The organism is Paenibacillus kyungheensis (assembly GCF_028606985.1).
Lineage (GTDB): Bacteria > Bacillota > Bacilli > Paenibacillales > Paenibacillaceae > Saccharibacillus > Saccharibacillus kyungheensis.
Map to the genome: position 1 here is coordinate 2,282,729 of NZ_CP117416.1, position 16,636 is coordinate 2,299,364.

Below are 16,636 nucleotides of genomic sequence, written 5' to 3' on the forward strand. Positions count from 1 at the left end.
TGATTCGTTATCGCCTTTAATCTTAGAAGAGTAGGATAAACATAAGCTCTTATTACAGAAAGAAGGCGATCAATCATGATTAGTCAGATGCTGAAGCCCTTACTGAGACAAGTTAAGAAATATGAAGTCACTCCTATGCAGACAGTTACTATGCCTGAACCGCCTCATGAACCTGAAGAGACATTGACCCTGACCGATCTTCTTCGTAGTGCTCCTCATGTTACAACCAAGCAGACATGTGAACAGACATTGAAAGTTATGTTCAGTTATCCAGAAGCTGAAAGTATTGTTGTATGCGATAAGCTACATCGTCCGGTAGGGTTGGTGATGTGCGGTCGTTTTTTCTTTCGAGTTAATGGACGTGCAGGAATGGACGGATTCTATATGCAGCGTGTAGTCAAATTAATGACTCAAAAACCTCTTATCGTGGATGTGAGAGCTACTGTAAGTGATGTGCAACAGCAAGCAGAACAACGTGCTGAATATTTCCGCAATGATAGTATTATTGTTACGGAGCAAGAACGTGTATTAGGTATTATTACAGCGACTGATCTACGCCACGGATATCGAAGTTAACAAAGAGCAGTTCTTATTATTTCATTCTTATTATAATGTTAATGAAAGCTGTCCTAAAGGGCGGTTTTTTTGTATATTATTATTCAAGATTTGGTAATCACGCTTGAAGCACATATATGGTAAAATACATATAACCTATTTCAATCAAAGGAGCAGATACATATGAAAATTGAAGATATTTTTGGAGAACTGCCTGTATTGGAAACGGAAAGAATGATTTTGCGTCCGATTACGATGGATGATGTAGAAGACATGTATGCTTATGCTTCCGATCCAGAAGTCACTCGCTATGTCACATGGCACGCTCATCAATCGATAGAAGAAACGAAACAATTTATTTCATTTTTGCTAGGGAAATATGCAGAAGGTGCTGTTTCTCAATGGGGTATTGAACATAAAGAATCCGGTCGCTTAATCGGGACAATGGGATTTATTAATTGGAACACCAAGCATTTCAAAGCAGAAGTAGGGTATGCGCTTTCCAGAGAATTTTGGAATCGCGGGTACACTTCGGAAGCGATGGAAGCCATTCTTGACTTTGGCTGGAATCAGATGAAGTTGGTACGCATTGAAGCACGTTGTATGCCTGATAATATCAATTCTGCTCGTGTGATGGAGAAGGTTGGTATGAAGTATGAAGGCTTAATGCGCAAAAACTTATATGTCAAAGGTAGATTTCACGATGCCAAAATCTATGCTATTGTTGCTGATTAATACGCTTACCTGATCAAAGGAGTTTGTTCTATGACTATTTCTACTACAGTAGAATTAACATTATATCGTCCTGAATATCTTGCAGACCTGACTCAATTTCATTTGCCAGAAGAACAACTTCAATTTACAGCTTTACCTGTCGATTCATTAGAAGAAGCGCTGACTGATCCTCAGCGTTATCCGATAGTGATTATGGCTGAACGTAAAGTGGTTGGTTTTTTTGTGTTGCATACAGGACAGGGCATTTTGGATTACGATGATTATACAGATACTCCACTTGCAGAAGTGATGCTGATTCGAGCACTATTGATCGATTCTCGATATCAAGGTAAAGGGTATGCCAGACAAGCGATGGAGTTATTACCAGCATGGGTTAGATACCATTTTCCATTTATCCATGAGTTATTACTAGCAGTCAATGAACGTAATCTCGCTGCGCAACATACTTATACGGTTGCAGGTTTTAAAGATTTGGGTCATCGTCCTATAGGATTAGCAGGCTCTCAACGAATAATGCATTATTTTTTGTAAATGGAGGCGTACGTTAATATGAGTGTCGTTCGATTTGAACCGATCGAAGAACAGCATTTGCCTGAAGTGCTGTCGATTTATAATCATTATGTAGAACATACAACAGTCTCTTTTCACACAGAGACGTTATCACTAGAACAGATGCGCGCACAGATTATGAATGTACCTGCTCATTACAAATCATATGTGATTATAGATGAATCGTCTTCAGATACCGAATCGGCGTCTTCTTTATCTAGCTCCGGTATTGCTGGATACATACTGATGACTCAACACAAAAATAAGCAAGCATATGATGTGACCGCAGAAGTTACTGTATATCTCAAGCCCGGACAGACAGGACGAGGATTAGGTGGCAAATCTCTTTCTTTTCTCGAACAAGCCGGTATCGACAGTGGATTTCATGTACTGATTGCGACAGTTTGTACCGAAAATGTAAACAGCATCGCTTTATTTGAACGTTATGGTTATGAGAAATGTGCACATTTTCGTGAAGTCGGTTATAAATTCGGTCGTCGTCTCGATATTGCAAGTTACCAGAAAATTATCGGTTGATTATAGTGGGAAAGAACAATAAAAGCATTAATTACATTTGAATAGTATAGTGATAATGAAAGTACCTGCTAGATTGAGGTACTTTTATTATACCCTGTAGTCCTTAACTTATAGTCCTAAAATGAAAGGAATGTAGATGATGTTTTTGAAAAAGCAAAACGTACACAAACAGGGGCAACAGTATACTTATTATCGTATTGTAGAATCTTATCGAGACGAACAAGGCAAAAATAAACATCGTACTGTTAAATACATAGGCAGATTGTCAGATGAAGAAGTGGTTACGATCACCCGTCAATTAAAAGAAAATGCATATCCATTTGTAGAAGGAAATAGACTATCCCATCAGGAGAACAAGCAACAGACTCATATGTTATCGAGCCAAGTATGGGTTCCTTTATCATTGACGATTATGACTTATTTACCAGCACATCTTAAAGAATGGATGGTAGCTGAACACGATACTCTTATTATTGTAAAAGAAGGACAAGCAGAAGCACAGATTCAAGGTAGTCGCTTACCGATCCATGCCAATCAAGTTTTATTTTGCCCTGCTGGAAGTGGTGTCTTTCTGTATAATGTGTCTTCTCAACCGCTGCAAGTGTTCAAATTAATATTTACATCTCATGATCCCAGTTCTTCTAGCTGGTCTACTATGCATCTACCTTCTATTATTGCGACACATTCGCCTTTGGAAATTCAGCGATTATGCAAAGAATGGTTAGAGCTGACCGAGTATTCAAAAGAAATGACTGTAGAAAAACAGATCTATAGTCAGTTATTATTTTACCAATTGCTACATCTGATATGGAACGATCAGTCAGTCGCTACTGAAGCCAGTCATCTGACACTGATCGAACAAGCTGTTCATTATGTAAAAACGCATTATCGTGAAGAGATTCGTCGTGATGTTATCGCTGCTCAATTAGGAATTACACCTGAACATTTTTCAAGAATATTTCGTAAGTATAAAGGTTGTTCTTTTACCGAGTATGTATACCGCTTACGTATGAATATAGCTAAAAAAGATTTGCAGTATTCTAGTGCAAGTATCAGTGAAATTGCCAAGCGTAATGGATACCCGGATGAGCATTATTTTAGTCGGCGGTTCAAACGATTATTTGCTTTATCACCCAAGCAGTATCAATCTGCTAAAAAGCAGTATGCTGCATGGAATTATCCTTTTACAGCCATGTTATTGCATCTGAATATCGTTCCTCAAGCAGGTTACCTTGAATCATGGAAATGGGACATTTATCATCGTAAACTTGATCTCAGTACTATGAATATTCTGCATACTGATCTAGATCAATCGATCCAGCTTATGAATATGTTACAGCCTGATCTTGTATTTGCTTATCAAGACAATGCAGGTAAAGAAATGCTTGAGGAATATGTACCTTTACAAACGATTCGAATTGACGATTATGATTGGAAGCAACAATGGCTATGGTTAGCTGAACAAGTAGGAAAAGTAGAGCAAGCAGAGCAGTGGTTGTATGATTGGAATGATCAAGTAGAGCAAGCGAAAACATATTTAGCAAGCCATATTCCATCTGATCAGACTGTAGGTATTTACAAAATTGTCTCTGAAAAAATATATGTATATGGGGATCAGCGAAGTATGGGCGGGCCCCTTATTTATCGAGAGTTAGGTCATCAGCCACCTTCAATCGTACAAGAACGTATTATCGATCAGCATATCATTTGTCAGCATATTGAAAGTTCGGAACTGAATGAGTATGCAGCCGATCATATGATTGTGATTCATTATCCGATAGAAGGGGAAACGGCTGCGCTGATCGAACCTGTCATACAATCAGCAGCATGGTCTCAATTACCAGCTGTACAGAACAAGCAAGTGTATATGATGGATCGTAATATTTTTTATGGATTTGATCCTTGTTCACTGGAAGCTCAATTACAGTTATGGTTACAACAGTTCCCATCATGATCGTCATAACAAATGATCATGTTTGTGCATAGACGCGATAAATTAAACTTGATATGATTCCAACTGATAATGATTATCAATTAAATATCAGGGGGAAATTATGAATTATTGGATAAAGATAAGAAAAAGTATGATGTCGTATACGATATTACTGCTAACCGTAGTATTGCTTGCAGCTTGTAGTAACAATAATAAGGTGTCATCTGTAGATGCTACCAACACAGCAACATCAGCTTCTACAAGAACGGTAGAGACTGCAAAAGGGCCTGTTACGATTCCAACCCATCCACAACGAGTCGTATCCACATATTATCATGGTACATTAATTGCACTTGGTATTACTCCAGTAGGTGCTAACAAAGAATGGTGGATGGGCAGTCCATTTTTGAAAGAGCAAGAAAAAGGCATAGCAGATATCGGTACACCTACATCTTTAGAAAAAGTAGTTGAGCTAAATCCGGATTTAATCATTATTAATGATTTTGATGTGGAGAAGTATGATGAATATTCCAAAATTGCGCCAACGATCTATATTCCTTATACGGCATATCACAATCCTCAAGAAGAGATTCAATTATTAGGCAAATTATTAGATAGACAACAACAAGCACAAGCATGGTTAGATCGTTATCATCAGACAGCGATGGAAGCCCGCGAACAAATCAAAGATATTGTGAAACCCGGACAAACAGCGACATTATTAAATGTACGTGGCAAGAAATTGGCTGTGTTGGGCGAAAATTATGGACGCGGTGGATATGCTATTTATGACGCGTTGCAATTAAAACCTTTAGATATCGTAAAAAAAGAAGTGATTGATAGTGATGCTCAAATTAAAGATATTTCATTAGAAGCATTACCTGAATATGCGAACTCTGATTATATTTTTATCTGTTTTAACAATGAGACCGAACAAGCTGATATCAGTTCAGTACTGGATAACTCACTCTGGAAAAACTTACCCGCAGTGAAAAAAGGTCATGTCTATACATTGCCGTATGATGTATTCTCTTATTATGATCCTGAATCTATTATCGGGCAGATTGGATTAATCAAAGATATGCTCATAGATAACAAAAAATCTTAAACTCTTCATTTTATGATTGTTATTTTCACAATAACATTACAAGATACTTGATATAGCTATAGAGAATGATTTCTCTTGCTGTATTAAGTATCTTTTTTATTGGGTTATTAGTTAGCGCAACAACTGAATTTCGTGAACATAGCATGGTCTGTTATGATAAAGGATAAGTGAAAACAGAGTAGATACAGCAACAAGGAGGAACAGAGATTGAAAGAACATATTTTAATCGTAGAAGATGAACATAAAATTTCTCGACTGCTACAGATTGAGCTTGAAGCAGAAGGGTACGATATTTCACAAGCTTATAATGGCGCGCAAGCATGGGATTTGTATCAAGAAAGTACGTATGATCTGATCTTATTAGATGTGATGCTTCCTGAAATGAATGGAATCGAAATCCTTAGACGTATTCGTGATATGGGTGGATTGACACCGGTTATTTTATTAACTGCCAAAAGTTCTGTTGAAGATAAAGTATCCGGCTTAGACTTGGGAGCTAACGATTATATTACCAAGCCTTTTCAGATTGAAGAATTATTAGCTCGTGTGCGAGCGGCTCTACGTCAGCGTCCACAGCCTTCGGCTACAACAGATCACAATGAAGATGGTACATGGTTAACAGTAGCTGACCTTAAGCTGAATGAAGGAACAAGAGAAGTGATCCGGGGCGAACAACAGATAGAACTCACTCCGCGTGAATTTGATTTACTAGCTTATCTGCTCAAAAATAAACGTCAAGTGCTTAACCGCGATCAGATTGTGACTGCTGTGTGGGGGTATGATTATTATGGAGATACCAATGTAGTCGATGTCTATATTCGTTATGTCCGCAAAAAAGTAGATCAAGATCCTGAGCGGGAACTTATTCATACAGTACGTGGAGTCGGGTATGTGATTAAGGATAACAGTTAGAAGAAAGGATAACGGATGAAGCTAAGAAGTAAAATACATTTGTATTCTTCGGTCTTATTTGCGTTGTTATTTATTTTGACCAATCTGCTCGTCTATATCGTATTTAGTCGTCTATCGATTAATGAACAATTGGTAAGAGTCGAATCGCAAACAAATAAAACAGCAGATAATATTAGACAAATTGCAGGCTCAATGACTACGGCTGAATTACTTCGAGCCTATGTGCCTGTAGATGGTATGATTCGGATCGTCACTGAAAAAGGAAATAACTCATTAGTAGTGACTTCTTCTTCAGAACAAGAACTAAGTAAACGTACGGTCACATATAGCAAAGAATTACAAGCCGAAAAGATTACGTATCAAGCCAATGGATATGTATTTGTATCGATTCCTGTTATCTGGACAGATGGTTCTGTAGTCAATGTGCAGGTAACCGAAAGCTTGCATCAGACTGAAAATTATTTACAAGTATTACGGATTGTATTGATTACTGTTACAGGAATAGCAATGATTCCGGTCATTTTATCCGGTCATATATTGGGGCGAATTATTATGCGTCCGATCGGAGCAATGACTTCAACCATGAGTGAGATTAAGCGAAGTGGACGATTCAAGCGATTAGCATTAGATCCTAAGTCGAAAGACGAATTGTTAGAAATGGGTCAAACATTTAACGCGATGATCGATTTACTGGAGACGAATTATGATAAACAAAAGCAATTTGTATCTAATGCTTCTCATGAACTCAAAACACCACTCACGATTATCGAAAGTTATGCCAGTCTATTAAAACGCAGAGGAATGGATCGCCCGGAACTGTTCTATGAATCTGTCGATGCTATTCATTCAGAAGCAGTACGGATGAAAGAAATGACCGAGCAATTACTATTATTGGCCAAGCATAAAGAACAATGGAACTTATCAATAGAACCTATTAATCTAACAGAAGAAGTCGATGAATTAGTCAAACGATTCCACAATGCGTATCAACGTCAGATCGATGTAAAGGTTGCACCTGAATTGCTATCTAAGCCTTCTTTATTGGTCATTCAAAATGATGCAGGCAAACTGAGACAATTGTTATTTATTTTGCTAGACAATGCGCGTAAATATAGTGAAGATCATATTGTGATTGAACTTGGGGAAGATTCTCCTGCTTCAGATGATTCCGGTACTGTGACGATACAGCGCCGATGTATTCGAATTATCGATCAAGGCATAGGGATTCCAGAAGCAGAGCTATCCAAAGTGTTTGACCGCTTTTACCGGGTCGATGAAGCACGTAGTCGTACCGATGTAGGTGGTTCAGGGTTAGGTCTGACATTAGCGTTAGAGATAGCAGATGCAATTGGAGCGACAATACGTCTAGAAAGTGTAGAAAAGAAAGGCACAACAGCGATCGTTTCGTTACCGACTATTTTTGTGCCGGCAACTACAGTATTCTCAGCAAATTCTAATAAAGATTCTGTACAATGACAATGCAATTAGAAATTATATTGGGGGAAGTGATCCTTAGATGCGACGCAGAGAGATGCATAGAACAGTAGCACCGTCATCTACGAATACTTTATCTGCTGTAATTAAAGATAAACGATGGTGGATAGCTGGAGCAGTCGTTATTTTATTAATTCTGATGTTTGTTATGACATTATGGTGGAAGTCTATCGCACAAGCAAGTCCAGCGCTAACATCCACACAAGCCAAAAATGTAGTGCTCAAGCAATATCCGGGTAAAGTCACAGAAACTGCATTAAATAACGGAATCTATACAGTACAATTACAATCAGATCAAGGTATGTATCAGGTTCAAGTAAACGGAAATAGTGGAGCGATTCAATCGATTCAACAGATCGGACAATCGGCAGTAGCGACAACGACAACACCAAATAGTACTACGAATACCGATTCATCTAACTCAAGTTCAACCAGTGATTCGAATTCATCAAGCTCGGCTGTAACAGAGCCTACAACGGCTACTAATCCAACAGAATCTACAAATGATAGCAGTAATAGTACTAATTCATCATCTTCAGAAGGATCGACAGACACTAATAGCAATCCGGCGCCTTCTACAGATGATTCATCCTCTGCTACAACAAGTGAAGATGATCATCGCAATGACAGCGGATCAGATAACAACCAACCGCAGGTTAATGAGCAACCGGGTGTTGTAACTCCTGATGCTACCGTACCACCGGCAGGCGCTCCTGTACCGCCTGTAGACAACCGCGAACACAAAGATGATCGTAAAGGCAAAGATAAAGACAAAAATAATGCACCCAAACCAGCACCTGTATTAATATTGAAAGAAAAAGATGCAGAAAGAATTGCTCTTACTCAAGTACCAGGTAAAGTCGATGATACCGACTATGAAGATGATGAAGATAAAGGTCAATCGTATTATTTAGTCGATATTGATACACCTGATGAGCGAGAAGCAACAGTACAGATCAACGCTGTGTCTGGAGCAGTAATGTCGGTAACATGGGACGATGCAGACGATTCAGATAACGAAAAATAACAATAGTAACAAGCATATCGCCTTTCTCATCAAATTCTAATCTTATTGTAATCGACATCTCATTTGTAAGCTTTATATTAATAACAGAGGCAAGAACAAATGAAATTCAATAACAATATTACTAGGAGGAACTATCACATGATGAACAAGAAACTAGGTATCGGTGTATTATCAGCAGCAATCGCTTTGGGAACAATGGGAACAGTTACAGCAGCTACAACGAATAATTCAAGTGACTCCAACAGTACAACAGCAACAACTAGCAAGTTAATTGGTGAAACAAAAGCGAAGCAAATCGCATTAACGAAAGTGCCTGGTGGTACTATTGACGGTGTTGATTTGGAACGTACTAATAATGGAAAATTATATTATGAAGTAGACGTGGACAAAGCGAATTCAAATAAAGATGTAGACGTTCATATTGATGCTGTAAACGGAACGGTATTAAAAGTAGTCAATGATGATAATGACGACGATGATAACAACAGCCAAGCTACCAATAATGCTAACAATAAAGTTAAAACGGCTGCACAAGCTAAAGCAATCGCTTTAAAAGCAGTTAAAGGAACTGTAACTAAAGTAGATCGTGATAGCGATGATGGTAGAGTAACTTATGAAGTAGACTTGAACATTACAGGTGGCGAAGCTACAGTTGAGATTGATGCCGCTACAGGTAAAGTACTATCTGTTGATAAAGATTATGACAACGACAATGATAGTGACGACTACGATAACGATTAATATAATATGTTATAGGTAACATCGATATGCGACGATAAGCAATATAAATATATTATCAATCAGCTCTTATTCTGCAAATGATCTTAGGATTATTTTACAGAGTAAGAGCTTTTTGCTACACTGTAATACATAATTTACTTAACTATATAAAAAATAAATAGATACTTTTATAGGATTTTATTGAAAAAAAATATAGGATCACCTAAAATTTATAACTAATAATACGTTAAACAATTACTTAATAGGTTAATAAATAGATATCTGTTATTGTAAATGAATAAAAAAGATAGTGAATATGGGAAGGAAGAAAGAGTACTCATGCATAAAATTAGAAGAGACAAAACAATAGAAGGAACGACGATTCCGGGATTTATCCGTAATGGACAATACTTTTATATCAATGTAGATATTTATGAAGATGGAATGGTGAATTGCTGGGAGTTGGCGGATCTTAAAGGAGTACGTGACAAAATCGATCTAGAATGGTTAACACCGCAGGTGCCTGATGGAGAATCAATTTCTATTTTTGGTCTGGGTGATTATAAAACAATCAGTGGTTCTTGGAACCATAATGCACATACCTACTATGACTACATAACTAACATCGTGCAGCAACTGAATCCAGGTATGGATAACATCTACGAGATTTCATTTGCCGAAAAAATGAAAAACGAGAAATACAAAATCGTTCAATCTCCATATGCACAAGACTTTTATGTAGAATCAGAAGTAGGGTACAAAGTCGTCACAGGAGAAGGCTTTTTTATTTTTATGAAATATGAAGGTGCCAATTATCTAGTGTATTTAAGCGTATACAAAGATGGAACTATAGAATGTCAAAATGCCAGCTTTCAAAAAATGTTGAAAATAGAAGAGTTAGAAGAATTATTTAGTAACGGCACTTTTTTTACAGAATTAAAAGAACCTACGGTTATTACGCTCGATCGTCTAGGTGATGTAGTGATGGTGAATGGAAGTTATATTATAGATATTACCGATAAATACAAGCAAGTACTAGATATTTATCAAAAATTGAACAAACATCCGGGATTGTTAGATATTTGTCGTAAGCGTTATTATAAATATTTAGAACATCCGACAGAAGAGCATAAAGAAGATCTTCGGATAGCTTATGAAGCGATTCCTGAACATGAGCGCATGTATCTAGGTGATATGGATAATCGAGATGAGGATTATATCCGTATTTTATATACAGAAGAGAAAAGACAAGTCTAAACATAATAAACCCCTTTTCCTATGGATATGGAAAAGGGGTTTATCTTATGAACGAATCATCGCTGTGGTGAGATCGTTCAATCGTTAGATTGAATGTATTCATAGTCCATCCTTTATTATAACGTGTGATGTTCAAGCAGATCATACCGATTGCGAAGCTCTAAGTGAAAACGGATGCTTTGCAGCAGAACTGGATTATTCTCAATCTCTGCTTGTTCAATACGTTCTTCTTTCACTGGATCGGGACTGCACAGAAATTGGGTCATCCATAGAGATAAGTTATTATCGTTATTCATCGTAAACCCTCCTCGGATGAAATAATTGGATCAAGCTGTTTATCTATCACAACAGAAACGAAGTTTGGATAGAATCGATATCGTTTCTGTATAGTTATTATATCGTGCCTAGTTTAACAAAATGTGATGCGTAGCTTAAAATAACATTAAATTCTTAAAATTATTTTATAAATTAAAAGTAAATTTGTATAATAAAACCATTTATTACCTTTTATATCCTCATGTATGACTTTCTTGTTCTATTATTCGCATCATCTAAGATTTTGGATGTATGTATCCACCAGCCTTTTTTATCAAAAAAAGCGACTAGCCCGATGAAGAACATCCGGTATAGTCGCTTTATCCATATTCATAGGATAGTACTTATTCAGCACGAGTAGGGGAAAACATAGACGATTCACGTACAATGAGACGATGAGGAACAATATGACGCTGTGAAAGTAGACTATGATCATCACCACGAATCGCTTGAATCAATGCTTGAGAAGCTGTATATCCCAGATGATAAATACCGATATCAATACTGCTTAATGGTGGAGTCGATAACTCGGACAAAGCAATATTGTTAAAACTAACGATAGAGATATCTTCAGGAACTTTATACCCCAATTCATGCAATCCGCGCAAAATCCCAAAGCTTACAATATCATCGACAACGACTAATGCAGTTGGACGTTCAGGCAAATTCATAAAAAAGGACATTGCCCGATAACCACTTTCCTGCAAAAATTCACCTTCAACGATCCAATCATCCCGTAGTGGAAGTCCGGCTTCTTTCAAAGCTTGTTGATACCCGCTCATACGATCGATCGATACAACCAATTCCGAAGGGCCACTGACAAAACCAATCCGCTGATGCCCTAATTGGATCAGATGTCGGGTAGCATCTGCTGCGGCTTCGATATTGTTAGTATCCACAGAAAGGACATTAGCATGTTGTTCACTACGTCCAATCAATACAGTAGGGAACTCTTTTTCACTAAGAAAATCAACAACAGGATCATTTTGACGAGAATAGAGCAAAATAGCACCATCAATCCGTCCGCCAAATACCAATCTTGATACCGCATCCACTTCTTCTTTTTCACTAGCACCTGAAGTTAACACTACATCGTATCCACTTCGATTGGCTTGCGTCACAATACCACGTATTAATTCCATAAAAAAAGTATTCAAAAACAACTCTTCCGCAGGCTTGGGCAAAATCACGCCCAGACTTTTGGTTGTTTTGGATACCAGACTTTTTGCCATCATATTCGGATGGTAGCCCATCTCCTCCATAATCTCTCTCACTTTTTCTGAGGTAGCATGGCTGATTCGCGGATGATTAGACAATACACGCGAAACGGTAGAAGGAGATACGCCTGCTCTTTTAGCGACATCTTTGATCGTAACCGACATGTGTACCTCCCTGGTCATGGTTTTTGGAATATAAATAACCATCACTATCTGTGTTATCTATGTTAAAACATATGCTATATAGATGTAAACTGCAAAATATACATCACATAAAAGAAAATAGGCGATATTTTATGATTTTCAGAGAAATAGATAGCATATAAGCATTTATATTTAGAAAAAGCCTGAATATGGCGTTAAATTGTTTGTGCAAACGTTTTTACAATTCCCATATTTCAGTTATGATGGATTTGCTGGATAAAGCGCTTACTTATAACATCATTTACCTTTAGTGGTGATTATTAGACTTTTATGACTGGAGTAAGGGGTATCATATGCTAATATGAACAAACGTTTGCGCAAATGATATAGTCAAAGTACATAGGCAACATAACCCTGGATAACAGTACATAATAATAGCGCTCGCCATCATACTATAGAGCGGAGGAAAAAAAGAATGATGAATCGCAAAAAGTGGGGAATCATGAGTTGCTTGTTAATCATGATGTTACTGGTATCGGCTTGTAATAGTGGGGGAGCAGGCACGACAACACCGGGAGCAGCAACCGATTCTCAAGTACCAGCAGATCAGCAAGAAATGGTTCCTGAAGAAGGCGCTAAGCTAACAGTATGGGATAGTGGCGATCAGAAAACATTTATCGAAGCAGCAGCGAAAGCATTTAAAGAAAAATATAATGTAGATGTTAGCTTTGCAGAAGTAGGACCGGACAAATCTATGGGGCAAATGGTTACAGATGGCCCTGCTGGTGTAGGTGGCGATGTATTCGCTGGTGTTCATGATCAGATCGGTCAAGGGGTATCCGCAGGGGTCGTATTGCCAAATGACTGGTTCGAAGAAGATACCAAGTCCCGTAACAGTGAAATTGCGATTAAAGCGTTAACGTATGACAATATGCTATATGGTTATCCGAAGTCTGTGGAGACTACAGCAGTGTTTTATAACAAAGATTTGATCAAAGAAGTACCGCAAGACTGGAACGGTGTTATTGATTTTGCCAAAACATTCAACGATACCAAAGCTAATAAATTTGCGATCATGTGGGAAGTCGGTAACGGCTACTATGTATTCCCATTTATCGGTGGATATGGTTCTTATGTATTCGGTAGCGATGGTACAGATGCCAAAGATATCGGTTTAAACAATCCAGCAGCAGTAGAAGCAGCAACATTTATTCAAGGATTGAACAAAATTCTACCACTGAAAACATCAGATATTAATGCAGATATCAAAAAATCACTATTCACTTCTAACAAATTAGCGATGAATATTAGCGGGCCGTGGGATACAGGTTCACTAAAAGAATCCGTTAAAAATATCGGTGTAGGTATGTATCCGAATCTGCCAAATGGTAAACCGATGACACCTTTCTCAGGCGTAAAAGCTTATTTTGTAAACGCTTATACGAAATATCCGAATGCTTCTAAATTGTTTGCAGACTTTATTACTTCTGAAGAATGGCAGACCAAGAACTTTGAGATGAATGGAGCACTTCCATCCAATACCAAAGCGGCTGCAAGTGAGCAAGTACAAAGTGATCCGATTGCAACTGTCTTCTTGAAGCAATTTGAAAATTCAGTTCCAATGCCTTCGATCCCAGCAATGGCGCAATTCTGGTCTCCGATGGAAGCAGCGATGTCTTCTATCTGGAATGACAATAAAGATCCAAAAGCAGCACTGGATAATCTAGTCAGTCAAATGAAGAGTAATATTGAGACAGGGCAATAACAATGGGAAAAGTATTAATCCATCCTGAGCGAACAACGGGCGTAGGTAGTGGGCTTATAGCAGCGATCTTATCGGCGCTGATTATGGGACTCGGGCAAATGTATAATCGCCAGTGGGCGAAAGGCATTATTTTTCTAATCGCTGAACTGGTTAGTGTATATCTGATTGTTACCAGTCTGGCGAATAATATCTGGGGGTTGATCACGCTTGGTGATCAGCCTTCCCGTATGGAAAAAGTCGGACGACTGTATCAAAATGTACCGGGAGATCATTCGATTTTTATGATGATCTATGGACTGGTAGCACTATTGTATATCGCATTATTGTTATGTTTTTATATTGCGAATATCAAAGACGCTTATCGTATCGGTAAAAAGCGAGAACGTGGCGAAGTTGGAAATACGTTCCGTCAGACATGGAAAATGATCGGTAATCAGGGATTTCCATATTTGCTTTTAACATTGCCAGCGATTGGTGTACTGGTGTTTACGATCGTGCCGATTATTTTTATGGTATTGATGGCATTTACCAATTACTCTGCACCGGATCATATCCCGGCGAAAAATCTAGTCGATTGGGTAGGCTTCCGTACCTTTACTAATCTGTTAACACTCAAATCGTGGAGTCATACCTTTATCGGTGTACTGACATGGACGATTATCTGGGCAGTTGTGGCAACAGTCACTACATATTTTGGCGGTATTCTAGTTGCTTTACTGATCGAACAAAAAGGGATTAAATTCAAAGGCATGTGGCGTACGCTCTTTATTTTGCCGTATGCGATTCCGCAATTTATTTCTTTGCTGATTATGCGTAATCTATTGAACTTCCAATTTGGCCCGATCAACCAATATTTGCGTATGATGGGTCTGGGTTCAGTGCCGTGGCTTAATGATCCGTTTTGGGCGAAAGTCACTGTTATTCTTGTGAATATGTGGATCGGTATTCCAGTGTCGATGATCCTTGTACTGGGTGTACTGACAGCAATTCCGCGTGATCTCTATGAAGCGGCAGAAGTGGATGGAGCGACAGGTTTTCAGAAGTTCCGTAATATTACGATGCCATTCGTATTGTTCCAGACCGCTCCAATCTTAATTATGCAATTTGCAGGGAATATCAATAACTTTAACGTGATTTTCTTGCTAACGAATGGATTACCAGCCAATGGAGATTATGCGTTCGCAGGTAGTACCGATCTGTTAGTGACATGGTTGTACAAGCTAACTCTGGAAAATCAACGATATAACTTTGCATCAGCGATCGGCATTATTATCTTTATTATTATTGCGGCATTCTCGCTCTATAACTATCGACGTAGCCGTTCCTTTAAAGAGGAGGATATGATCCAATGAGAAAACAACAACGTGTTAAATTGGTGTTCAGCTACATCTTGCTTGTACTGATCGCGATTGGCTGTATTTATCCGGCGCTCTGGATTATTCTATCCTCACTCAAAGAAGGCGATTCACTCTATAGTGAGACATTGATTCCGCAAAAGTTAACACTGGAACATTATATGGACTTGTTCCGTTCGCAATCGGATAAAGATTTGCCTTACTTAAAATGGTATTGGAACACACTCAAAATTGCGATCACCAGTATGATTCTAGGAACGCTATTCCAGGTACTGACAGCCTATGCGATGTCACGCTTCCGTTTTAAAGGCAGACAAACGATGATGTCACTGGTATTGATTCTAGGCATGTTCCCGGGATTTATGAGTATGATTGCAGTGTATGTTATTTTATTGCAAATGAATCTACTTAATTCCCCGTGGGCACTTGTACTGGTGTATACGTCTGGTGCGGCACTGGGTATGTTTGTTGCTAAAGGCTTTTTCGATACGATTCCAAGAGCATTGGAAGAATCGGCTCTGCTAGATGGTGCAAGTCATTTCCAAATCTTCAGTCGTATTATTCTACCATTGTCGATGCCGATTATTACGTATATTGCATTGACGACATTCGCCGGTGCATGGGTCGACTTTATCTTCGCCCGTTTGATCTTGCGTTCGCGAGAGAACTGGACATTAGCGGTAGGGTTGTATGAATTGGTCAATACGTATTCAAGCACAGAATTTACACTATTTGCCGCAGGCTCGGTGTTAGTCGCATTGCCGATTACTTTGTTGTATATGTTCTTGCAACGCTTTTTGGTACATGGGTTAACGGCAGGAGCGACGAAGGGGTAATTGGGAATAAAGAAAGACAGGCTTATCTCGGATTGTGGAGATAGGTCTGTTTTTATGTATATTTCGAGAGGGGGAAATACCAATATATTACATATAAAGATTTATTTTAATTAAAGTGAAAAATAATTAAAAAATGTTAACATCAAAGAATAAAATGCGGTTATCATAAATAGATAA

The 16,636-nt window shown here is 38.2% G+C and carries 16 protein-coding genes; 14 read left to right on the plus strand and 2 right to left on the minus strand.

Annotated elements, in window-relative coordinates; genetic code table 11:
* Positions 1-75: 75 nt before the first annotated feature.
* The 11 genes from PQ456_RS10080 to PQ456_RS10130 all read left to right on the plus strand — a co-directional run bounded on the left by PQ456_RS10080 (position 76) and on the right by PQ456_RS10130 (position 10,827).
* Positions 76-576, plus strand: coding sequence for a CBS domain-containing protein (locus PQ456_RS10080; protein WP_273615997.1), 501 nt, complete (start codon positions 76-78; stop codon positions 574-576).
* Positions 577-738: 162 nt separating this feature from the next.
* Entirely contained in the window at positions 739-1,290 is a 552-nt protein-coding gene (locus PQ456_RS10085; RefSeq protein WP_273615998.1) for a GNAT family N-acetyltransferase, read from the plus strand.
* Positions 1,291-1,320: 30 nt separating this feature from the next.
* Entirely contained in the window at positions 1,321-1,821 is a 501-nt protein-coding gene (locus tag PQ456_RS10090; RefSeq protein ID WP_273615999.1) for a GNAT family N-acetyltransferase, read from the plus strand.
* An 18-nt stretch (positions 1,822-1,839) separates the two neighbouring features.
* Positions 1,840-2,376 carry a GNAT family N-acetyltransferase gene (locus PQ456_RS10095; RefSeq protein WP_273616000.1) on the plus strand — a complete coding sequence of 179 codons (537 nt, stop codon included), beginning with the start codon at positions 1,840-1,842 and terminating at the stop codon, positions 2,374-2,376.
* A 139-nt stretch (positions 2,377-2,515) separates the two neighbouring features.
* Entirely contained in the window at positions 2,516-4,330 is a 1,815-nt protein-coding gene (locus PQ456_RS10100) for an AraC family transcriptional regulator (RefSeq protein ID WP_273616001.1), read from the plus strand.
* A gap of 100 nt (positions 4,331-4,430) precedes the next feature.
* Positions 4,431-5,417 (plus strand): ABC transporter substrate-binding protein, encoded by a 987-nt coding sequence (locus tag PQ456_RS10105; protein WP_273616002.1) that lies wholly within the window; start codon positions 4,431-4,433, stop codon positions 5,415-5,417.
* A 207-nt stretch (positions 5,418-5,624) separates the two neighbouring features.
* Entirely contained in the window at positions 5,625-6,329 is a 705-nt protein-coding gene (locus PQ456_RS10110) for a response regulator transcription factor (RefSeq protein ID WP_273616003.1), read from the plus strand.
* Positions 6,330-6,344: 15 nt separating this feature from the next.
* The gene (locus tag PQ456_RS10115) at positions 6,345-7,805 is read left to right on the plus strand and encodes a sensor histidine kinase (RefSeq protein WP_273616004.1); all 1,461 of its coding nucleotides are present in this window, start codon (positions 6,345-6,347) and stop codon (positions 7,803-7,805) included.
* 40 nt (positions 7,806-7,845) lie between these two features.
* On the plus strand, positions 7,846-8,850 hold the full coding sequence (locus PQ456_RS10120; RefSeq protein WP_273616005.1) for a PepSY domain-containing protein: 1,005 nt from the start codon (positions 7,846-7,848) through the stop codon (positions 8,848-8,850).
* A gap of 138 nt (positions 8,851-8,988) precedes the next feature.
* Entirely contained in the window at positions 8,989-9,591 is a 603-nt protein-coding gene (locus tag PQ456_RS10125; RefSeq protein ID WP_273616006.1) for a PepSY domain-containing protein, read from the plus strand.
* 318 nt (positions 9,592-9,909) lie between these two features.
* The gene (locus PQ456_RS10130) at positions 9,910-10,827 is read left to right on the plus strand and encodes a DUF7638 domain-containing protein (protein WP_273616007.1); all 918 of its coding nucleotides are present in this window, start codon (positions 9,910-9,912) and stop codon (positions 10,825-10,827) included.
* A 116-nt stretch (positions 10,828-10,943) separates the two neighbouring features.
* Here the strand turns inward: PQ456_RS10130 and PQ456_RS10135 are convergent, their stop codons facing one another.
* Positions 10,944-11,123, minus strand: coding sequence for a hypothetical protein (locus tag PQ456_RS10135; RefSeq protein WP_273616008.1), 180 nt, complete (start codon positions 11,121-11,123; stop codon positions 10,944-10,946).
* A 363-nt stretch (positions 11,124-11,486) separates the two neighbouring features.
* Complete coding sequence (locus PQ456_RS10140; RefSeq protein WP_273616009.1) at positions 11,487-12,524, minus strand: LacI family DNA-binding transcriptional regulator; 1,038 nt, start codon at positions 12,522-12,524, stop codon at positions 11,487-11,489.
* A 454-nt stretch (positions 12,525-12,978) separates the two neighbouring features.
* Between PQ456_RS10140 and PQ456_RS10145 the strand changes: the two genes are divergently transcribed.
* Genes PQ456_RS10145 through PQ456_RS10155 form a run of 3 tightly spaced genes read left to right on the plus strand, consistent with a single transcriptional unit; the run spans position 12,979 to position 16,459 of the window.
* On the plus strand, positions 12,979-14,268 hold the full coding sequence (locus tag PQ456_RS10145) for a sugar ABC transporter substrate-binding protein (protein WP_273616010.1): 1,290 nt from the start codon (positions 12,979-12,981) through the stop codon (positions 14,266-14,268).
* Positions 14,269-14,270: 2 nt separating this feature from the next.
* Positions 14,271-15,620: a carbohydrate ABC transporter permease gene (locus tag PQ456_RS10150; RefSeq protein ID WP_273616011.1), complete on the plus strand. Its 1,350-nt coding sequence runs from the start codon at positions 14,271-14,273 to the stop codon at positions 15,618-15,620.
* Positions 15,617-16,459: a sugar ABC transporter permease gene (locus tag PQ456_RS10155; protein ID WP_069328176.1), complete on the plus strand. Its 843-nt coding sequence runs from the start codon at positions 15,617-15,619 to the stop codon at positions 16,457-16,459. The genes PQ456_RS10150 and PQ456_RS10155 overlap by 4 nt, the downstream gene beginning before the upstream one ends.
* Positions 16,460-16,636: the final 177 nt, after the last annotated feature.

Bases quoted from the DNA above. Each gene is read 5' to 3' on its own strand.
- PQ456_RS10080 (WP_273615997.1), top strand. From the start codon at position 76: ATGATTAGTCAGATGCTGAAGCCCTTACTGAGACAAGTTAAGAAATAT.
- PQ456_RS10085 (WP_273615998.1), top strand. From the start codon at position 739: ATGAAAATTGAAGATATTTTTGGAGAACTGCCTGTATTGGAAACGGAA.
- PQ456_RS10090 (WP_273615999.1), top strand. From the start codon at position 1,321: ATGACTATTTCTACTACAGTAGAATTAACATTATATCGTCCTGAATAT.
- PQ456_RS10095 (WP_273616000.1), top strand. From the start codon at position 1,840: ATGAGTGTCGTTCGATTTGAACCGATCGAAGAACAGCATTTGCCTGAA.
- PQ456_RS10100 (WP_273616001.1), top strand. From the start codon at position 2,516: ATGTTTTTGAAAAAGCAAAACGTACACAAACAGGGGCAACAGTATACT.
- PQ456_RS10105 (WP_273616002.1), top strand. From the start codon at position 4,431: ATGAATTATTGGATAAAGATAAGAAAAAGTATGATGTCGTATACGATA.
- PQ456_RS10115 (WP_273616004.1), top strand. From the start codon at position 6,345: ATGAAGCTAAGAAGTAAAATACATTTGTATTCTTCGGTCTTATTTGCG.
- PQ456_RS10120 (WP_273616005.1), top strand. From the start codon at position 7,846: ATGCGACGCAGAGAGATGCATAGAACAGTAGCACCGTCATCTACGAAT.
- PQ456_RS10125 (WP_273616006.1), top strand. From the start codon at position 8,989: ATGATGAACAAGAAACTAGGTATCGGTGTATTATCAGCAGCAATCGCT.
- PQ456_RS10130 (WP_273616007.1), top strand. From the start codon at position 9,910: ATGCATAAAATTAGAAGAGACAAAACAATAGAAGGAACGACGATTCCG.
- PQ456_RS10135 (WP_273616008.1), bottom strand. From the start codon at position 11,123: ATGAATAACGATAATAACTTATCTCTATGGATGACCCAATTTCTGTGC.
- PQ456_RS10140 (WP_273616009.1), bottom strand. From the start codon at position 12,524: ATGTCGGTTACGATCAAAGATGTCGCTAAAAGAGCAGGCGTATCTCCT.
- PQ456_RS10145 (WP_273616010.1), top strand. From the start codon at position 12,979: ATGATGAATCGCAAAAAGTGGGGAATCATGAGTTGCTTGTTAATCATG.
- PQ456_RS10150 (WP_273616011.1), top strand. From the start codon at position 14,271: ATGGGAAAAGTATTAATCCATCCTGAGCGAACAACGGGCGTAGGTAGT.
- PQ456_RS10155 (WP_069328176.1), top strand. From the start codon at position 15,617: ATGAGAAAACAACAACGTGTTAAATTGGTGTTCAGCTACATCTTGCTT.